15 protein-coding genes and 1 other RNA gene are annotated in these 18,758 nt (G+C 63.3%); 3 read left to right on the top strand and 13 right to left on the bottom strand.

All coding sequences use genetic code 11. The features are described 5' to 3' along the window. Positions 1-151: 151 nt before the first annotated feature. The 3 genes from ACCAA_RS17050 to galU all read right to left on the bottom strand — a co-directional run bounded on the left by ACCAA_RS17050 (position 152) and on the right by galU (position 3,096). Complete coding sequence (locus ACCAA_RS17050) at positions 152-730, bottom strand: hypothetical protein (protein ID WP_186408452.1); 579 nt, start codon at positions 728-730, stop codon at positions 152-154. Next, entirely contained in the window at positions 727-1,947 is a 1,221-nt protein-coding gene (locus tag ACCAA_RS17055; protein WP_186408453.1) for a TolC family protein, read from the bottom strand. Before ACCAA_RS17055 ends, ACCAA_RS17050 begins: the two co-directional genes overlap by 4 nt. Positions 1,948-2,196: 249 nt before the next feature. After that, positions 2,197-3,096, bottom strand: coding sequence for a UTP--glucose-1-phosphate uridylyltransferase GalU (galU, locus tag ACCAA_RS17060; protein ID WP_186408454.1), 900 nt, complete (start codon positions 3,094-3,096; stop codon positions 2,197-2,199). Between the two features lie 22 nt (positions 3,097-3,118). Between galU and ssrA the strand changes: the two genes are divergently transcribed. Then, positions 3,119-3,422, top strand: a transfer-messenger RNA (tmRNA) gene (gene ssrA / locus ACCAA_RS17065). Between the two features lie 31 nt (positions 3,423-3,453). Here ssrA and ACCAA_RS17070 read toward each other — a convergent pair. The 10 genes from ACCAA_RS17070 to ACCAA_RS17115 form a co-directional block, all read right to left on the bottom strand. Beyond that, on the bottom strand, positions 3,454-3,906 hold the full coding sequence (locus ACCAA_RS17070) for a TerB family tellurite resistance protein (RefSeq protein ID WP_186408455.1): 453 nt from the start codon (positions 3,904-3,906) through the stop codon (positions 3,454-3,456). Between the two features lie 10 nt (positions 3,907-3,916). Then, positions 3,917-5,758, bottom strand: a complete 1,842-nt coding sequence (locus ACCAA_RS17075) for an ATP-binding protein (RefSeq protein WP_186408456.1) — start codon at positions 5,756-5,758, stop codon at positions 3,917-3,919. A 15-nt stretch (positions 5,759-5,773) separates the two neighbouring features. Continuing rightward, a complete protein-coding gene (locus tag ACCAA_RS17080) occupies positions 5,774-6,484 on the bottom strand; it encodes a PspA/IM30 family protein (protein WP_186408457.1) in 711 nt (236 codons plus the stop codon). Positions 6,485-6,587: 103 nt separating this feature from the next. Then, positions 6,588-7,463, bottom strand: coding sequence for a hypothetical protein (locus ACCAA_RS17085; protein ID WP_186408458.1), 876 nt, complete (start codon positions 7,461-7,463; stop codon positions 6,588-6,590). 2 nt (positions 7,464-7,465) lie between these two features. Further along, positions 7,466-8,323 carry an ABC transporter ATP-binding protein gene (locus tag ACCAA_RS17090; RefSeq protein WP_245754639.1) on the bottom strand — a complete coding sequence of 286 codons (858 nt, stop codon included), beginning with the start codon at positions 8,321-8,323 and terminating at the stop codon, positions 7,466-7,468. Beyond that, positions 8,320-9,117 (bottom strand): ABC transporter permease, encoded by a 798-nt coding sequence (locus ACCAA_RS17095; protein WP_186408460.1) that lies wholly within the window; start codon positions 9,115-9,117, stop codon positions 8,320-8,322. Before ACCAA_RS17095 ends, ACCAA_RS17090 begins: the two co-directional genes overlap by 4 nt. A 19-nt stretch (positions 9,118-9,136) precedes the next feature. Further along, complete coding sequence (locus ACCAA_RS17100) at positions 9,137-10,843, bottom strand: phosphate ABC transporter substrate-binding/OmpA family protein (RefSeq protein ID WP_186408461.1); 1,707 nt, start codon at positions 10,841-10,843, stop codon at positions 9,137-9,139. Between the two features lie 15 nt (positions 10,844-10,858). Then, positions 10,859-11,587, bottom strand: coding sequence for a methyl-accepting chemotaxis protein (locus ACCAA_RS17105; protein ID WP_186408462.1), 729 nt, complete (start codon positions 11,585-11,587; stop codon positions 10,859-10,861). Between the two features lie 228 nt (positions 11,588-11,815). Next, on the bottom strand, positions 11,816-14,758 hold the full coding sequence (locus tag ACCAA_RS17110; protein ID WP_245754643.1) for a caspase family protein: 2,943 nt from the start codon (positions 14,756-14,758) through the stop codon (positions 11,816-11,818). 17 nt (positions 14,759-14,775) lie between these two features. Further along, on the bottom strand, positions 14,776-15,984 hold the full coding sequence (locus tag ACCAA_RS17115) for an OmpA family protein (protein ID WP_186408464.1): 1,209 nt from the start codon (positions 15,982-15,984) through the stop codon (positions 14,776-14,778). Between the two features lie 483 nt (positions 15,985-16,467). On the opposite strand from ACCAA_RS17115, the gene ACCAA_RS17120 reads away from it, so the two are divergent. Both ACCAA_RS17120 and ACCAA_RS17125 read left to right on the top strand, forming a co-directional pair. After that, on the top strand, positions 16,468-17,097 hold the full coding sequence (locus ACCAA_RS17120; protein ID WP_186408494.1) for an XrtA/PEP-CTERM system exopolysaccharide export protein: 630 nt from the start codon (positions 16,468-16,470) through the stop codon (positions 17,095-17,097). Between the two features lie 99 nt (positions 17,098-17,196). Further along, on the top strand, positions 17,197-18,756 hold the full coding sequence (locus ACCAA_RS17125) for an XrtA system polysaccharide chain length determinant (protein WP_186408465.1): 1,560 nt from the start codon (positions 17,197-17,199) through the stop codon (positions 18,754-18,756). Positions 18,757-18,758 lie beyond the last annotated feature (2 nt).

The raw sequence follows: 18,758 nt of genomic DNA on the forward strand, positions 1-18,758 counted from the left end.
ACAGGACAAGCGTGTCACGGCTGATGTTGCGCGAATCAGACATGGTGGATGGCCCTTTCTTTCATGTGAAAGTCGCGTCAGCGACTCACGAACCTCCCCTCGCCCGCTCGCGGGAGAGGGGTCGGGGGTGAGGGGACGGTCATGGTTTTCATCATCTGGGGTGACTGGAATTGCCATGACCGTTCGCTTGGCGGCGCAGGCGACGCGCGACCAGTCCGCCGCAGACCAGGAGCAGCGAAATCGCTGCGAAGAGCCACCAGGAGCGTTCGGTATCTTTCTCGGCGGGCGCTGCCGCCGCTCCTTCTCCCACCTCCAGAGTGGCGGCGAGCAGATCGACGATTTCGCCTGCCTGAATGGTCAGCATCAGCGGGTATTTGCCGGGCTGGGTGAGGGCGGCTGCGGGCAATTGATAGACCCCGTCGGCCATCGCAGCGGCAACGCCCTTGATCCCTGGCCCCTCGACTTCGATCTGCGCGCCCTGGATGGGCACGTTGTCGCTGGCGCGGTCGACATAGATGAGCAGATCTCTGTCGGCGAGCACCCCGACGATTTCCAGGTCCTCGCTGCGCACCTCGAAGCGTGGCGCCAAGCGGACATCGGCAGGCCTCTCGCTGGCTGCGTGGTCATGGCCTTCATGAGCGATGACCGGCGCAAACAGGGAAAACAGCGCCAGCAGAATGGCCGCAAAGCAAGGAGCGGCCCCGGTCGGGATGAAGGATGGTCGGGTCACGGAGTGATTCCTCGAGCCTGGTTCAGATTGGCCTGCGCGGCGGAGAGTCGGAAACGGCTGCGGACCAGCTCGATGCGCGCCTCGGTGGTCTGCGACTGGGCGCGCAGCAGCTCGACGAGCGAGGTTTCGCCAAGCTCGAACGAGCGGCGCATCAGCGCCAGGCGCTCCACCGCCGCTTGTTCGCGCTCGACCGCCAGCGCCGCACCGAGAGCGGCCGACTCGAGCTGCGCCTCGGCTTCGCGCAGCTCGGCATCAACTTCGGCGACCAGCCGTCGATAGCGGGCTTCGGCCTCGATCAGCGTCGTGTTGGCACTGGCCATCAGGGGCGCATTGCGCACCTCGACGGCCAGCGGGATGCTGATGGCAAAACCAATGCTGTCGCGCGGCGTGGCACCGGATACGTCGCGATCGCGGCGATACAGCAGACCGACACTCGGTGCCTCGCGGCGCGATTCCTGAGCCACTTTGAGGGCCGCGCGGGCGCGCTCGATAACCGCCTGGCCGGCGGCGATGCGGGGATCGACAGGCCGATTGTCTGCCCCGGCAAGCGGCTCCAGCGGATTATCCGGCAGGCGGTCAGTACCGGTCAGCACACGGTAGCGTTGCAGGCTGCGGACTGCTCCGAGTTGGGCGTCGGCAGCGGCTGCGCGCGCGCTGGCGGTTTCCTGCTGGGCGAGCAGCAGGTCGGAGCGGGCAATTTCCCCCACTTTGAGCCGCCTGCCGACATCCGCTTCGAGTCCCAACGCGGTTTTCAGGCGCTCTGCGGCAATCTCGGCTTCACTCCTGGCCATGACCAGCGTCCACAGCGCTCTGCGCAGTTCACCGGCGACAGCGAGCCGTGTCGCCAGGATATCGCCTTCGTTCTCTTCGCCGTCGGCCTCGGCAAGGCTCCTGCGCGCAGCCTTTTGTCCAGGCAGCCAGAGCGGAATGGAAATGCCGATTTCGCTCTCCTGGTTACCCAGATCACTGTTCCAGCGGTCTGTCCGGTGAAAAGCGTCGATCTTCGGAGCGGCAGGAACCCAGGATTCGGCCACCGTTCGGCTGGCGGCGACTTCGTCCCGTTTCGCCTCAGCCGTTCGCCCCTGTGGGGAATTCGCCCACGCTCTCTCGAACACCTCACGCAAGGTTTCCGCCTGCGCGGGAGTTGCCGCAGCAAGCAGCAAGGTCAGGAGGGTGACCGCCAGCCCTGCCTTCACCTCAAGCGGATAACCATGCATCGGAAGCGCCCATCGTCAATCACTGATGGGAGCGATGTTGCCGGATGCTGACCTACAGAAAGCTGACTGAAAAATTACAAATCTGTAATCTGCTTCGCTGGTCGGTGATACGGAGACAGAAGCCCAGGCGTCTAACGTCTAACGACTCCAACGCCGAGTCTGTGTCGAATTGAAGCTGCATGCGCGCAAGCCTGTGGTCACATTTGCCGACCAGCGTGACGGCTTTGCATTTCGCGCAAACGCTCTGTTTCAGTCAGTCGACTCTCGCGCGGTGGTATGGCGGTCCTTCAGCCAGGCGGAGAACTCGCGACCAAGTTCCGGGTGTGTTTCACCGAGGACCACACTGGCCTGCATCAGGCCCAGCTTGCTGCCACAGTCGTAGCGGGTGCCGTGGTAGCGATACGCCAGCACCTGCTCGACCGCCAGCAGAGCGGCGATGCCATCGGTGAGCTGGATTTCACCACCCGCGCCGCGCTGTTGAATGCGAATCAGGTCGAAAACACCCGGCGTCAGGATGTAGCGGCCGGCCACGGCCAGGTTCGAGGGGGCGGCGCTGGGATGGGGCTTTTCGATCAGGCCCTTGACGTCCACCAGATCGGGGGCGATGGCCTCGCCCTTGACGATCCCGTAGCGCCCGGTCTGGCTCAGCGGCACCTCCTGAACGGCCAGAATGCTGCACTGACGCTCGGCGAACAGTTCGGTCATCTGTTGCATGATCGGCGGCTCGCCGATCATCAGATCGTCGGCCAGCAGGACGGCAAATGCCTCGCCGTGCACCAGTCGTTCGGCACACAGCACCGCATGGCCCAGTCCGAGCGCCCGCGCCTGGCGGACATACACGCAATCCATGTCATCCGGCTTGATCGCCCGGACCAGCGCCATCAACTCATCCTTGCCCCCGCTGGTCAGTTCAGCTTCCAGTTCGCAGGCGGTATCGAAGTGGTCTTCGATCGATCTCTTGGTGCGCCCCGTGACGAAGATCATTTGCCGAATTCCGGCGGCATACGCCTCTTCAACCGCGTACTGAATCAGCGGTTTGTCTACTACGGCGAGCATTTCCTTGGGGCTGGCCTTGGTGGCCGGCAGGAAGCGTGTCCCCAGTCCGGCGACAGGGAAGATCGCCCTTTGGACGAGTGAGTCAGTTTTCATGGGTGACCATTCTAGCCTGATGGGCCACTCTATGCTTGAGTTCCGCAGCCAAGTGGCCCATAATCGTTTTCATAGTCGTAATTCCGGCAAACCGGAAGCGTTCTGGACGCGGGTTCGATTCCCGCCACCTCCACCACTGAGGGGGTGTACTGGTTTCGACAGGGTGACAGAAGGCGCGCAGGCGGCTCGAGAGGCGACGGACGTAATCCGCGCAAATCTGTAAACGCCAACGATGAGCGTTTCGCACTGGCCGCTTAGGCCTGCTGAGGACGTAGCCGTCCAATAAACAGAATGGCTATCGGCGGGGGCTTCGGCCCCCGCCGTCATGTCCACGGCAGCGATGGCTTTTTGCCCCCTTCAGCCCAACTCGCGCGCCACCACCGCGACCGAGCGAGCGTCCGGAAGTCTGGCGAGTTGCGCCAGCATGTAGTCCTTGACCTGGGCCAGCAACTCGTCAGTTCGCGTCGCTGTCATCCCGATCTCTGCGGCGACGGCCCGGACCGCGGCCAACTCTTCGGCAACCAGTTCGCCGTCGGCATAGGCGACCATCAGGCAGGTGGCGACTACCAGGTCGCGTTGCGATGGTTGCCGGAAGGCACCGGCGGGAGCGACGTTCTGCGTTTCGGTCTGCAGCGAGTCGAAGTCTGGCCAGTCACCGGCACCGTTGCGGCAAGCTTCGTAGAATTGACGGATAAGGGCGACTTCTTCGGCGCTTCCGGCACCATCGACATGCGCGATGCGCAGCAACAGTTGCGTGGCGGCGACCGTCTGGTCGGCATCGAGAGAGACGTCGGTGAATTGGGAGAACATGGCAGCTCCTTCAAAGGTTGATCTGGCGCCGGCACTCGGCGAGTCGGGTCTGGACTTCCTGGGCCGATAGCGATCGGAAGCGTTGCGGCAGCAGTGAGCGTCGCGAGGTCTCCGAAACAGCGAGCATCTCCATATAGCGGACCATCGTGATCTCCTGTGGCGGCATGAAATCGTCAATCGCCCGCGCCAGCACGGCGGCAGTCACCGCTGTCCGCTCGCGTTGCGCAAATTCGGCGGCGAGTAGCGCCACGGCTTCGAGGTCGGCGTTGGAATAGCCGGTCAGCGCTTCACAGGCTTTCTCCAGCGCCTGGTCAGCGAGATCGAGCGCCACTTCGTAGCGCATGAAGATGGCGTCTACGACGGCGGCGCGTTCAGCAGCCGTTTCGGCGTAGAAGAACGGAATTTTTCGGTCGAGACGTCCTGGGCGCTTGATGTCGGTATCCAGCCTGTCGGGCCGGTTGGTCATCACGATGAACAGCACCTGGCCGCGGTTCTCGGGGTCGGACATGAACTCCTTGAGGCGCGCGACGACCCGCGACCCGGTGCCGCCGTCGGAATCACTGCCGCCGAAACTGCGGTCGCCCTCGTCGATGACCAGCGCAATCGGCCCCATGGCCTTGATCGTTGCCAGCACACGTTCGAGGTTGGCCTCGGTCGAGCCGACCCACTTGGAGCGAAAGTTCTTCAGCGCGACGCCGGACAGGCCCGCCTCCTTGAGGAAAGCCTTGATGACGAAGGTCTTGCCGGCGCCCATCGGCCCGACGGCCAGGAGGCCCATCGGTGCCCGCCCGCGGTCATCACTGCGGATGAGCTGGGCAATTTCGAGCAGTTCGCGCTTGATGTGCTCGTTGCCGCCGACGCTGTCGAGCCCATGGCGCGGCTCGATGAACTCGATCAAACCGGCGCATTCCTTCTCGATCAACTCGCGCTTGCGCTGGCGGACGACGGCCATCATTTCGCCGGCCGGATCGTCGGCTTCGGGAAGCGCGCGCGTCGGGTCGACGAGTTGCTGAATCTCGTTCGGCGTCATGCCGGCGGTAATCGCGGCCAGCCTTTGTGCCCGCTCGGCCGCATTCGGGCTGCCCTGCAGCAATTCGGCGATCAGGCTTCGCCGTTGTGTCTCGTTGAGGCCCTGCGGGGACTCGCTGGCGACGATGCTGGCCAACTGGATCAGGCGCAGCCCGGCGGTCTGGGCGGCCAGCAGATCGGCCTCGCTGACCGGCATGGCGGGCGCGTAATGGCGGATCGCCGAGCGGCGCGCTTCGCTGTCCGGCATCGGCAGTTCGACAGCCACGATGCGCGGATGCGTCAACAGAGCCGGGCAGATGTCGGCCAGTGACTCGCTGACCAGGATGACGACGTTGTCGCGATTGGCAAACTCCTCGTCAAGCGACCAGCGGTGGAGCGCGGTGAAGGCGCCGCGTTCGTCCAGCGAGAGGAAATGCGGCTCGGCGGCCGGAAAAATGGTCCCCGCGTAGGGAATCAGGAGGGCGCTCGATCGCTGCTCGAGCATCTGCCGTTCGAGCGACTCGAAGATTCCGGCCAGTCCCTTGCCTTCCAGGTGACGATACAGATCGGCCTTGCCCTGCGGGCTGCTCCCCTGTACGACGCGGACGCCGCGATCGACGCTCAGCTCGAAGATCCGCTGCTTGTGGTCCTTGAGCAGCACATCGCTCAGGAAAGGCAAGAGCGTGTAGTAGCGGTCGCCGACCTGGTAGCGATCGAAAACGTTGCGGTAGAGGACGAAGACCGACGCTTCGCCGGCCAGATACTTCTGGCGCACGGTTTCCGCCCAGGCGGGTAGCGACGGACGGGTGCGCGCATCGTTTGCCATAGTTCCGGTGCTGGTCATGGGATTGCGCCGCGCCTACATCGACTTGCCGGCGGCATCCGCCTGCGTGGCTCTGGCGCGCTTCATTTCGTCAAGCTGCTGGCGTGCGGTCACCGCGCCGCTGCTCTGTCGCAGTTTGGCGAGCTTGACATCGAGGTCCGAGTCGCGCAGCTCGGAGCCCATTTTGGCTTCCGCGACCGTCGTCTTGATGTGTTCGCGGACGTTATCGAGCGCCCGGACCTCGGCATCGACCGACAAGCCATCGAGCTGATTCTGGATCTTGAGGCGTGCTTGCGCGCTGAGCATCTGGGCCAGCATGCGATCCTTCTCGTCCTTGAGCTTCTGGATCTCGGACTTGACCTGCATCAGTGAGTCCTTCGCTTCCTGTGCGTCGTCCCGTGCCTGCTCCATGTCCTGCTCCAGTGTCTTGATGCTCGCATCGAGCGAGTTCTTCTTCTGGATCAGGACGATCCCGAGGTCGTCCTGGCCGGTTGCCAGCGCCGTGTTGAGGTCGGCGGTGACCGCTGCGAGTTCTCCGCGCTGGCTTTCGAGGCGTGCCGAAATGTCTTCGCGCCGGCGCATGATCGCCGCCGTTGCGCTCTTCAGCTTGCCGTATTTTTCGATCATCGAGTCGATCGCGTTCTGGTAGGCGATTTCGGGATGTCGTTTTTCGACGTCAGTGATCCACAGCGAGACGAAGCCCGACCAGAGGTTGGAAAGACGCCCCAGAAAATTGATGTCAGCCATCGCCTTGTTCCTTTCGTAAGCCGGTGCTCCGGCCAAACATGAGTGACCTTCCGACGTCGATCATTGATCGCCTGTCGTCATCAGTCGTTGCAAAAAATCGCGATCAGCCCTTGCCGGCGCCGGCGACCGCTACCAGGCGCCGGGCACCGCTGGTGGTCGACGGCATGGCTACGCCGGGCAGGACATCGGCCAGACCGCTGGCCAGATCAGCCTCGATGTCTTCCTGCAGGCGCAGCTTGCCGACGGCTTCTTCAAGCCGGTTGCCCACGTCTTCCGAGGCCGGCAAGGTCATGATCGTCTGGTAGATTTCGTCAAGCTGGTCGGGCATCGAGAGCATCGCCGCCTCGAGCGCGCGGCGGCGGCTCTGCATCCGGTTATGGCGCTCGATCAGCGCGGCGTAGTCGGTGCGCGCTTTCTGGAGCTGCCGGATATCGGTTCCCGGGCGTGGCGCAGCGAGTTCTTTGACAATCCCGGCCAGCTTGGCATCGACTTCCCGCAGGTTGATCGAGTCCACCCGGTCATCGATCACCAGAGCTGACAGCCAGAGGCCAAGATACTCCACCGTCGCGTCGTCGAGTTGTTCGACGTCCCGGTGGGCCAGGCGCGAAAGACCCGTTTCCGCGCGCTGGTAGAGCGCGCCGACACGTTCCAGCATCCGTTGATAGGTGCGCAGCCGCATTGAAAACCCTTCGCGCTTGGCTGCACGCTTCTGGAGTTCCGCGATGAGTTGCTCGCGTGATGCCTGGCGTGCCTTGGCTCGCCAGAGGCGGTCGACCTTCTCGCGAAACGTCGGTAGTGACGGGATATGCAGGGCGGCGAGCACCTCGCCGGCGGCGAAGGCGATCAAGGGCACGGCGCCGACGCCGAAGCCAAAGGGAATGGACAGCAGCGCAGCCGCAGCCAGGGAGCCGAGAAAGGCATAAAGATTCGCCTGACTGGTCAGGACTTCCTTGACGTAGGGCGGCTTTCCTTCGGGCATGGCTAAAGCGTGACCCTGACCTGGCCCTTGCCGGGACTGGCGTGGAGCTGGTTGAGAATGCGTTCTTCCAGCGCCTGCGCCTCGGGCGAGCGCTGCCACGCCGCCGAGCGGGGGCGTGTTTCGCTGACCGTGAAGTCGTCGGCGACGCGCGCCGGTTGCGTCGATAGCACGATCACCCGATCGCCAAGCATCAGCGCTTCGGTGACGTCGTGGGTCACGAAAACGACCAGACATGGCCAGGACTGGTACAGGTCGATCAGCAAGCGCTGCATTTCTTCGCGCGTCTGCGCATCCAGTGCACCGAAGGGTTCATCCATCAGCAGTATCTTCGGCCGCAGGACCAGCGCCCGGGCCAGCGCGACGCGCTGATTCTGCCCACCGGAAAGCTGCGCCGGACGCAGACCGGCCTTGTCCGCCAGGCCGACCGCCTTGAGCATGTCGGCGACGCGTTGCCGCCACTCGCCTGCCGGCACGCGTGATTTCCACAGCTTGAGCCGGAAAGGGAATGCGACATTGTCGAAAACCGAAAGGTCGGGCCGATTGGCATAGCGCTGGAAGACCATCACGGCATCATCGTGTGCGCCGTGGCACTCGACGCCGTCGATCAGCACGCTGCCGGAGGTCGGCGTCGTGACGCCCATCGGCCGCACACCGCCGAGCATGTGCAGCATCGTGCTCTTGCCGCAGCCCGAGGGCCCCAGCAGCATGTTGATTCCCGGCTTGTCAAAGGTCAAGGCGACGCGGTCGATGACGCGGGTGACCCCACCGGAGTCCGCCGGGTATTCCTGGACGATGTCCTTGAGGACGACGGATACCGGCGGCGTTCGTGCCGGCGGCGCTACGGGGGGCGCCGCGCTCACTGCTCGGTCTCCCACGGATAGAGGCGGCGTTTGAGCCAGAGCATCGACTGATAGGTCGCCAGCGCCAGCGCAATGATGACCATGATGCCGGCAAAGACCTGATCCCAGGCGCTGAAGCGACGTGCGTTCTGGATCAACTGGCCAAGCCCTTCGCGCGCATTGACGTATTCGGCGACCGTGATGTAGGTCCACATGACCGAGAAGGCGACGATGACGGCGTCCGCGATGCGCGGCATGGCCATCGGCACCACCGCGCTGCGAATGCATTCCCAAGGCGTGGCGCCGAGGTCGCGGGCGCCGATCCAGTAGCTCTGCGGGACGGCCTGAATCGCGTCGCGGACCATCGGAATCAGGTAGACGACTGCGCCAATGAACAGGAAGGCGATCTTCATCGCTTCGCCAATGCCCATCCACATCACCAGAATCGGCAACAGAGCGACCACCGGCGCCGAGCGGAAGGGATCGACGAGTGGCGAAAGCGCGGCATTGACCTGGGGTGCAGCACCCATCACGATGCCGATCGGAATGCCGACCACGATCACCAGCAGGCCGGCCACGAGCAGCCGTCCAACCGACCACAAGGTCGCTGTCAGCAGCATGCTCTGGCCGTCGTTCCAGGCCAGGTAGCCAAACGCCGAAATGACGTGCCACGGCGCCGGCAGCTTCGTCGGACTGACCAGCCCGGAGCCCGCGACGGCACTCCACAGCAGGAGCAGTGCGAGTACCGCACCGACGCCGAGGAGCCGGCGCTGGCGGGCGCCGGGTGCCACGTAGGGGTTCCAGAATTCGGTCATTGGCCAGTCGACTCCCCCGCTAGCGGCCGCCGTAAACGGCCACCCGGGTGGTTCGGTTCATGGCCCGGCAGTCTTCGAGTGACAAGCCTTCGCTGGCCGCATTGGCCTCGTTGCACAGCGGACGGTCGGGGCCGTTGCCGACGATCTTGAAGCGCTCGCGCGGGAACTCCCATTGCTTGACCAGGTAATCGACCACCGCCTTCGCGCGCGCTGCCGAAAGACGCTGATTGACCTCCCGCGCGCCCGTCGAGTCTGAATTGCCGCTCACTTCGAAGTAGGCTTTGCCGTTGTTCTCGATGAACGGAACCATCTCGCTATCAACTGTCTTCTCGGAACGTTTGGTCAATTCAGCGCTGCCGGACGCAAAACTGACCGTCACCGGCTTGGTCACCATCGCTTCCTGCCTGGTGGCTTCCTTGAGCGAGGACTGCGTGAAGGTGTTCTGCGGCTGCGCGGCGGCCGCCGCGGCGGGCTTGTCGCGAGCCAGCATCGCCTTGATGAAACGATAGTCGAAGCTGTCCTGCGGCGTGATGACCGGCGACTTGGGATTGGCGAGTGCGCCGGCCTTGCGGTAGATCTCGTCAAAGTGCTTGTAGACGCGCTCGTAGTGGTTCGTGCCGCCGGCCAGGCCGAGAATGCGGGCATTTTCTTCAACGCCGGTCCACACCACGTTCGGGAAGAGGCTCTTGACGAATGGCCTGCCTTCCTTGTCGGCGAGCAGTTTGAAGAATTCTTCGGTCTTCACCAGTGCTTCCACTGCGTTGTCCGGATTGGCGCGCGCTGCCGGAACACCTTCCATCCAGCCTTCGACGAATTTCTGGACCACCGCCTGCCCTTCGGGCTTGGCCAGCAGGCGAGAGTCACAGACCATGACGTCGAAAATCAGGTTGGTCGCTGTCTTCGTTGAATAGACGACGTGTGCGCCCTTGACGTTGCGCAGGGCCAGTGCCAGGTCCGGGTCCCAGAGCACCGCCGCATCGACGTTGCCGGATTCGAGTGCGGCGCGGACGCCAGCGGTGCCTTCATCGGCATTGATGAAAACGGTCTTGACGCTTTCCTTTTTGCGCGCCGTCAGCGATGAATTGTCCAGAGCATCGATGAGCATGCCGTGCGAGGGCGTGAACTGAAGCAGGGCTACCGAACGCCCGGCCAGGTCTTCGATCGACTTGACCGCCGGGTCGCTGGCGATCACGGCGTCGCCACCCTGGGTGTTATCGACGATCATCACCGCGCGGCCGTCGAGGCCGGCATTGCGCAGGTTCGGCTGCTCCTGCGCCCAGAAATCCGACGTACGCCACGCGCACTGCGCCGCGCCAGACTCGAAAATCGTGGCCAGCGTCGGGATGTCGTCCTGGATCACGAAGCGGACACTGACACCCTTCTGGTGGTAAATCGACCCCGGCTGCGTGTTCAGTGCGTTGCCGTTGGCGACCAGCGCCGGAGCGTAGCCGTGGAAGCTGACCAGGCTGACCCGCAAGGGGTTGGTCGGACTGCCCAGAGGTGCATTCTTGTCGTCGGCCTGCGCAGCCTTGGCCACCGCGCCAGGCTTGGCCTTGGCCATTGTCTCGGTGGGGGCGCCAGAATTCGCGGCTGCAGGCCGGGATGCCGCCGGCTCGCCGCCTCCGCCAAAGCGATCCTTGAGCCCGAAATTCCAGGCGAGCGAACCGGCGACGCCGAGAACGATGACGGAAATCAATCCCTTGGCCAGCGGCGTGAGTTGAGCCATGCGTTTTCTCCTTGCTCAGTGCAGTGGCGCGCCAGGCGCCGTGAAATTGTTCGGGATTTCGCGCAGACGCTCGATCTCGGTGTCCAGGCGGCGGGCTTCGCGCGCCGCCGACTCGCGAGCCGCGCGCAAGCCGGCTTCGACGCTCGTCGTTTCCTGTGCCGCCCTGGTCACTGCTCGTTCCAGCAACTGTTCGAGCTCGGCGATCTGTTGGCGAATCGCCGCGGTCGACTGGTCAAGCCCCAGCCTGATCTGGCTGACCAGTTCGGCTGACTGTTGCTCGCGGTTCTGCAACTGTGTGCTGATTTGTCGCTTGTAGGCATCGAGCGCTGAAATCTTGAACTCGGCGTCGCGTACGCAATCACCGATCTGCCAATTATCATCGGCCTCGTCCATTGCCAGAACGGCCGCCTTGCGGGTCCCCGCGTCCATCGCGCGCAGGTTGTCGAGCAGGCGCAGGAGCTTCTCGGCCGGATACGGCGACGTGGGCACAGCGGCGGCCGCGAAGATGTCGGCCAAGGGCATGCCCTCCAGCTCGCCAGGGACAGGTTCTGTCTGGGCGCTGGCGGCAGGCTGCGGCGGCTCGGCGAGAAGGTCGACGCTTCCCGTCTGAAGGTGGGAAACAGGGGAATCCAGCTCGGCGCGCGAGTCGGCTGCGGGCTGTTCATCATCGGCAGCCGTCAGTCGCTCGTCTGCCGAGAGTTCGACCAGCTTTGCTCTCGCCAGAAAACTCAAAATACCCTTCATTTCACCTCCCAGGATGGCAGACACGTTGGCCACGTTGACACCTCATCGCACTTCGCAGGACCGGAGTCGGGGGATTATACGAACGAAACCACACATAGACGCATCGACGCATGGCAAGGACCGCGGGCAGAGTATCTCTGGCCAGGGCTAGCGCAGTCAAGCCGCGATTTCGTGGCGAGGGCCAGGCAAGCAAGCCATGCCAAATCTCGACCGGCGTGCTTCGCTGCCCTAGCGCTGATCGAGAACCAGCGGGAAGTCCGGTACGCCGCTGGGAACGATGGTGACCGGCGATTGGGCTCCTTCGGTCAGCGCCTTGACACGCTCCGAGACGTAGAGGTCGAGCATCTTGTGCGTGACGCGGCCGGACTTGTTGTAGTCGGCCTTGCCGCGCAAGCCTTCGAGAATGGCCTTGGTGAACGCGCCATTGCCCCAGTCGGAGGACTCCTGGGCATATTGACGCCCGGTTGCCGCGGCGAAGACGATGACCCCGTTGTCGGCACTCGACAGTTCATTGACCACGGCCGTCGTGTCGAGGCGTAGCGAGCGTGTGCCAGTTCCCAGCACGTTGCCCGCGTGGCAGGTATCGATGAAAAACATCGCCTTGCCGGGCAATGAAACGAGCGTATTGCGAATCTCGGTAAAGATGACGGCGGTGCGTTTCAAGGCCTTGATATTGACGTCCTGGGGCAGGAAGTAATAGGTGCCGTCAGAATCATTGACCCCATGTCCGGCAATGAAGACCATGGCCACGTCTCTGGCGGTCAGCTCCCGGCGTATCCATTCCAGCCCGTCAAGGACGTCATCGCGCTTGGCACCGCTGTCGGTGAGCAGGCGAACCGAAACTTTGCGGTACAGGCCGCCGCCTCCCAGTGCCTTGAAGAAATTCGCCAGATCGGTCGAGTCCTTGGCGGCGAATTCGAGCTGGATCGAAGCATCCTGGTATTTGCTGATCCCGATGGTGAGGACGTAAAGCGCTGGGCGCAGGTCTACTCCCGCGGGCGCCTCCTTGGCTGCGGCGGCCGGTGGTCTCTTGACCGCCAGGCTCGCCTCCGGCGAAACGCCATGCTTGTTTTCGGCGAAAAGCAGGAGCTGCACATCAAGGCCGGGCAGGGGAAGCGGTACCTCGTAGATCGTTTCTTCCTTGCTGCTCTCCGAGCGCGTGCTGCGCAGAGACGAAAGCGCCGGCAGCGAAACCGGCTGGCCGTTGACCCGCGCGAGGAGCTTGGTCGCCGGCGCATCCGCTGGTGCGCGCACGGCAACCTTCAGCTTTATTTCGCTGTCGCTCGTCGCGCCCGCCGCATCCGGCGAGACGATGCGCACCGTCGGCGGCAAACGCTCGCGAATCGCCTGGCCACCGGTCGGGGCGGCAGCGACTGCGGGAAGGGCGGCCAGCGCAGCGTCGGTACTGCCCTTGCCGATCACTTCGGTGATCAGTTCGGGCCGGTAATACTCGGCACGGAAACGCGCGACAGGGTAAAAGTCCGCCGCCTGGGCTGGCCCACGATCGACCTGCCAGCCGACCAGGTTCTCACCGCCCGGGCTGGCGGCGAAATGGCCGTCCGGTGTCCACATCACCCAGCGGCGGCCATCAGCCTGCGGAAAAAAAACGAGCTGTTCGCTACCGTCCTGTTGCCGGTACCAGCGCAATGTGCCGTCACTGAAGGCAACGACCACCCAGCGTCCATCGTCACTGGTGTTGACCTGCCAGGGGGTCGCGGGTGCGGCGGTACGCCACAACTCACGGCCGCTGCGGTCATACAGGCGAATCTTGAAGTTGGTCGCCAAGGCGACACGGTTGCCGTCGCGAGAGACACTGGCCGACAGTGACCACTCGTTGGCGTCGAGGCTGATTATTTTGCCGTTGATCGACGGCTGTTGCCGTTCGAACCAATTGTCGATTGTCGTCTTGGCAGCCGTCGTCCGTGGTGCCTGCCAGTCCTTGCCGGCTTTCGTCCAGGCGAGCTGGCGGGTGTCGAAGGCATCTCCAGCCCCGCCGGACCGTGCTTCCTGGAAGGCGACGGCGCTGCCATCTGCTGCCAGGCGGAAGCGGCTGCGCAGGTTGCGGAAGTCCAGCAAGCTGTTGCCAACGGTGACCAGAGCTTGCCCATTGGCGGCCAGTACTCCCCACGCGGGATCTGCTGCGGCGTACAGCAAGCTGCCGTCACTCGCGGCTTGCAGTGCAGTGATCGTGTTGCGCGCCACCGGAATCACGGCCGGCTCCCCTTGGCCGCCGTCAGGCCACGACAGGATCGCAAACTGTCCTTTGTCGTTGGCCCAGCTTCCTGCGGCGTAGAGCCGCTGGCCATCGGTCGACCAGGCGACGACACTCAGGCTGCGTGACACGGTTCCTGTGGCGGGAGAGAGAATTTTCCTCGCTTTCAAGGTTGCTGCGTCGAGAAGGGCGACGCTTCCCTGATCGGAGGCGCCGGCAGCCACCGTCCGTCCATCGGGTGAAAAAGCGAGGCCGAACGGGACGCCGCTTCCGGCGAGCGCGCTTCTGGACAGCAGTTTGAGTCCTTTCGCCGTCGCTTCGTAGGCGCGGACCAGGCCGTCGGCACTGCTCACCACGACTGTCTTGCCGTCCGGCGACCAGGCGGTCGCATTGACTTCATTCGAGTATTCCGCATCCCCCTGCAGTTCGCGCGCGCTGGCCCAGCCATCGGTGCTGTGCAAGACGCGAACGCCGTGTTTGCCCCACAGGCCGGCGACGAGCAGCCTGCCGTCGGGAGAGAACGACAGATGGGTCACCACGTCGGGCAGTCCGGTCACGCGGTGAATGATCTGGCCATCATTGTGGCGGACCAGATAAAGGTCGTTGCCGGCGGACCAGCCGGCCGCCGCAAAAGACGCGCCATCGGGAGTGATCGCGACGGCGTACAACTTGCCGTCGTTGCCTGGTCCCGATGGTGGCCGGAAAACCGAGAGCAGCGACCCACTGCCGACATCCCAGACCCGGGCGGTCTTGTCCTCCGAGGCGGTGACCACGTAGCGCCCGCCTCGGTCCATGCTGGCGGCGCGAATCGGGGCTACGTGGCTACCCGTTTCAACGCGCAGGTCCGGCGCCGTTTCGGCTTCCTTCGCACCCACGCCACCAGCGGTGAGCAAGCCAATGAGCAATGAGCAGATCAGCGCCCAGACGCGGCCGTGCGACGTGTCGACGATCCTGGGCACGGCGGCCAATCTGGGTATCAGCAGGAAACCTTCTTGAACTCGATACGCTGGTCAAGCGCGTCCGACTCATTACCCTTGCCGGTACCCACGACTGCGCGCTGTGAGCCATACCCCTTCGCCGATGAGCGCTTGGCCAGCGCTGGATTGGCCGCGACCATCTTTTGCCGGACGAACTCGGCGCGTTGCAGGGAGAGCCGTTCATCCATCTGCTCGGATGGGCCGCGCCTGGTGTGTCCGGCAACCTCCAGGCACGAGGTCTGACGCAGCGACTGTTTGGCGATCTCCGACAACCACAGCGCGTAGGGCTGCGGCTGCTGATCCTGGGTGAAGCCGGTGGCTCCGGGTTTGAAATCGAAGCGAACGGCCAGTCTGTCACTGGCCAGACCCATTTCCACCAGTCGCCCGAAGGCCTGCATGGCGGGTTGCTTACGCCCCAGCCTCTGATTGTCGAGGTAGATCCCGGCATAGACACGCGCCTGGTTGCCGGCAGGGTTCTTCAGCACCGACTGGTAGAGGGCGAGCGAGTCCTTGTATTTCTTCGCCTGATACGCCTTGGTTGCTTCGCTGATCGTCGATGCGGCAAGCACGGCGTCAATGTAGGCCGGATTGATCGGGTCGCCAGCCTTCGTTCCCTGGCAGGTCTTTACGTAGCCCTCGACCGCCGGATCCTTGGCCCAGACCGGCATTTCCCGGAAGAAAGGCAGAGGCGTCGGGTCAAATCCCTCGGGGAGCGAGCGAGCGAGTCCCTTGCTGATGATCTTGCCGGTTTTCAGATCGGCGAGCGCGAAGCAGATGCGGTAGGCGTCGCGTTCGCCGTCCGCCTTGCCCTGCAGGTTGATCGGCGTGAACGTGCCAATCATCAGCAAGGGAAGGGTGGAGACGGTCTCGCTGCTGAACGGTCTGACGTCGACCTGCTGATAATTCTCCTTGACCATCTGAACGACCGACTGCTCCATCGCCGCCGTGGCTTCTGTCTGCATTCCGCTGTTGCCGTCCACCAGCGGATCGACCACCATGTTGTATTTCTGATCCTTGTCCAGGTGGGCGTTGGCCAGCAACTCCTGCGCCGCCTTGCGCACCGCCTGGTCGTAGGGAAGGGCAACGATTGGCGGCGGTGACGGCGCCTCTGCCAGGACGACGGGTTTTTCCTCGGTGGTGCTGCAACCGGCGGCAAGTACGAACGCCGCGAGACAAAGGCTGGAGTGGAAGCGCGACTGGAATGTCATGGTGGTGTCCTCGGTGGTGGTGTGATTCGCTGCCTTTGAATTCGACAAGACGCAGGCCGGTGTGTTCGCGCCTTTCCTTAGCCCATCAAAGCAGAAAGGGAGAGGGCCATGGTGCCACCTGTCGCGGGCGGCAAGGGCAAAAGCCGACAGGCTCTTGGCTCAGCTTGTCTCAGCTTGGAGACGGTCGGCTCATCGCTGCCGGGGGCAGTATCTGCGTGTCGGCCAGCGAAAGTCAATCGCAAATCCCACGAAGTGTGCGTTAGTTCTTCTGCTCGCCACCCTGAAGCAGCTATTCTCCTCCCATGGCCGTTCGTGGCGTAGGCAGCCTCCCGCATGGCAAGGCGCAAGGCTGGGATCGGACTGCACTTTCGTCGCGAGGGACAATTCCACTATACTGTGGCGCGCTTCACGATACCCGCGGGGCGCTGCCTGCGGGATTTGCCGTAAAACGTTTCCAAGTTGTTGACCAGGGAGGAGAGGATGATGCTTAGACGCCTGCAAGAGGTATTCGGCGCCGCGTTTCGTTGGTTTGTGCTCGGGGCGTTGGGGGTGCTCATGTTCGGGTGTGCTTCTTCCTTTCCGCCGGCGCCAACGGTCGCCGCCTCGCCAGACTATCGCTACATCATCGGACCCGGCGACACGGTGAACATCATCGTCTGGCGTAACCCGGAACTGTCGATGACGGTTCCGGTGCGTCCGGATGGCATGATTGCCGGACCCCTGATCGAGGATATGCCGGCGATGGGCAAGACTCCCACGGCTCTTGGGCGGGACATGGAGAAGGCGCTGGGAACCTTCATTCGAGATCCCGTCGTGACCATCATCGTCACCGTTTTCAAGGGGAATCACAGTGAGCAGGTCCGGGTTGTCGGCGAAGCGTCGAAGCCGCAGGCGCTCCCCTACTCACAGAACCTGACAGTGCTCGACGTGATGATTGCTGTCGGTGGTCTGACCGATTTTGCCGATGGCAATGCGGCAACACTCATGCGTCCTGGCGAAGGCAACCAGCAGTACCGCGTCCGCCTGAAAGACTTGATGAAACGCGGAGACATCTCGGCCAACGTCGACATGAAACCCGGCGACGTGCTGATCATCCCGCAGAGCTGGTTCTGATCGCCCTGCTGCGCGGTTTGAGGTAGCGCCTTTCGTGCCGATCGTCCTGCGGGACGTGATCGGTGCTTCTGAAAACGAACCTGATAGAGTCTGAATCCGATGGATGAACTGCTACGACAAGCGACAACGGTCCTGCGCGGGATGTGGAGGCGTCGCTGGCTGGCGATCGTCGTCGCCTGGGTCGTCGGGGTCGCCAGTGTCGCGGCTGTCCTGATCATGCCCGACAAATACGAGGCTTCGGCGCGTGTTTTTGTCGATAGCCAGTCGATTCTCAGACCACTGATGTCAGGTCTGGTCACCCAGCCCAACGTCGATCAGCAGGTGATGATGCTGAGCCGCACCCTGATCACCCGGCCGAATGTCGAAAAGCTGATGCGGATGGCCGATCTTGACCTCAAGATCGAGTCCAAAGCGGACCGTGACGCGCTGGCCGAGACGGTGATGTCGACTCTGAAGATCAACAACACGACGCGTGACAATATCTACACCATCACCTATCGCGACACCGAGCCGGAGCGTGCCAAACGGGTAGTGCAGTCGCTGGTATCGATTTTTGTCGAATCAAATCTCGGCGATGCGCGCAAGGACACGGAAGCCGCGCGGAAGTTCCTCGACGAACAGATCAAGGCCTACGAAAAGAAGCTCGAGGAGGCTGAGGCGCGCCTGAAGGAGTTCAAACTGCGCAATCTGTCGTCACAGGGTCCGGAGGGGAAGGATCATTTCGCTCAGATGAGTCAAGTCAGCACTCAGCTCGAGCAGAGCCGGCTCGAATTGCGCGAGGCGGAGCAATCGCGTGATGCGCTCAAGCGCGAGCTTCTCGGCGAGGAGCCGTCGCTGCTGCCCGATGTTGGCCGCGAGTCCACCGTCGGGGTGTCGATTCCTGAAATCGACAGTCGCCTCGATGCGCTGCAGCGCAACCTGGATGGCATGTTGCAGCGTTTTACCGACAGACATCCCGATGTCGTCAGCACGCGTCGCCTGATCAAGGAACTGGAAGAGAGGAAGCGAGAAGAGGTCGTTGCCCGTCGCAAAGCAGCACTCAGCAATCCAACGACTTCGGTCAGTGTCAATCCGGTTCAGCAGCAGTTGAAGATCTCCCTGTCCGAGGGCGAGGCAAATGTCGCCGCCTTGCGTGCCCGGGTGGCCGAGTATCAGGCTCGCTACGAGCGGCTGAAAGCGGAGGCGACGCAAAAACCCCAGATCGAGGCGGAGTTTGCGCAACTCAATCGCGACTACGACATCAACAAGAAGAACTACGAACAACTCGTTCAACGGCGTGAATCGGCGAGCATGGGGAGCGAGATGGACAACACCGCCGCGGCAGACTTCCGCCTGATCGATCCGCCACGGGCGTCGCCCAAGCCGGTAGCTCCGAATCGTTTCCTGCTGCTCCCGTTGACGCTGCTGCTGGCGCTGGCGGCCGCTGTGGCTGTCTCCTTTGCAGCCAGTCAGATCCGCCCCGTATTTTTCGATTCGCGTTCGCTGCGCGACGCTTGCGGCTTACCGCTTCTGGGGACCGTCTCGCTGCTCGCGGACGAGGCACGGAAGCGCCGCGAGAGGAAGGATCTGGTGCGCTTTGCTGCTGCCTGTTTCTCGCTCGTTGGGGTCTACGGTGCGGGGCTCGTTGCCTTGTTTCTTCTTTCCGTCCGTACTGCCTGAGG

This window comes from Candidatus Accumulibacter aalborgensis, from assembly GCF_900089955.1.
In the GTDB taxonomy this organism is placed as follows: Bacteria; Pseudomonadota; Gammaproteobacteria; order Burkholderiales; family Rhodocyclaceae; genus Accumulibacter; species Accumulibacter aalborgensis.

Coding starts and splice junctions, on each gene's coding strand:
- ACCAA_RS17055 (WP_186408453.1), bottom strand. CDS start 1,947: ATGCATGGTTATCCGCTTGAGGTGAAGGCAGGGCTGGCGGTCACCCTC.
- galU (WP_186408454.1), bottom strand. CDS start 3,096: ATGAAAACTGACTCACTCGTCCAAAGGGCGATCTTCCCTGTCGCCGGA.
- ACCAA_RS17070 (WP_186408455.1), bottom strand. CDS start 3,906: ATGTTCTCCCAATTCACCGACGTCTCTCTCGATGCCGACCAGACGGTC.
- ACCAA_RS17075 (WP_186408456.1), bottom strand. CDS start 5,758: ATGACCAGCACCGGAACTATGGCAAACGATGCGCGCACCCGTCCGTCG.
- ACCAA_RS17080 (WP_186408457.1), bottom strand. CDS start 6,484: ATGGCTGACATCAATTTTCTGGGGCGTCTTTCCAACCTCTGGTCGGGC.
- ACCAA_RS17085 (WP_186408458.1), bottom strand. CDS start 7,463: ATGCCCGAAGGAAAGCCGCCCTACGTCAAGGAAGTCCTGACCAGTCAG.
- ACCAA_RS17095 (WP_186408460.1), bottom strand. CDS start 9,117: ATGACCGAATTCTGGAACCCCTACGTGGCACCCGGCGCCCGCCAGCGC.
- ACCAA_RS17100 (WP_186408461.1), bottom strand. CDS start 10,843: ATGGCTCAACTCACGCCGCTGGCCAAGGGATTGATTTCCGTCATCGTT.
- ACCAA_RS17105 (WP_186408462.1), bottom strand. CDS start 11,587: ATGAAGGGTATTTTGAGTTTTCTGGCGAGAGCAAAGCTGGTCGAACTC.
- ACCAA_RS17115 (WP_186408464.1), bottom strand. CDS start 15,984: ATGACATTCCAGTCGCGCTTCCACTCCAGCCTTTGTCTCGCGGCGTTC.
- ACCAA_RS17120 (WP_186408494.1), top strand. CDS start 16,468: ATGCTTAGACGCCTGCAAGAGGTATTCGGCGCCGCGTTTCGTTGGTTT.
- ACCAA_RS17125 (WP_186408465.1), top strand. CDS start 17,197: ATGGATGAACTGCTACGACAAGCGACAACGGTCCTGCGCGGGATGTGG.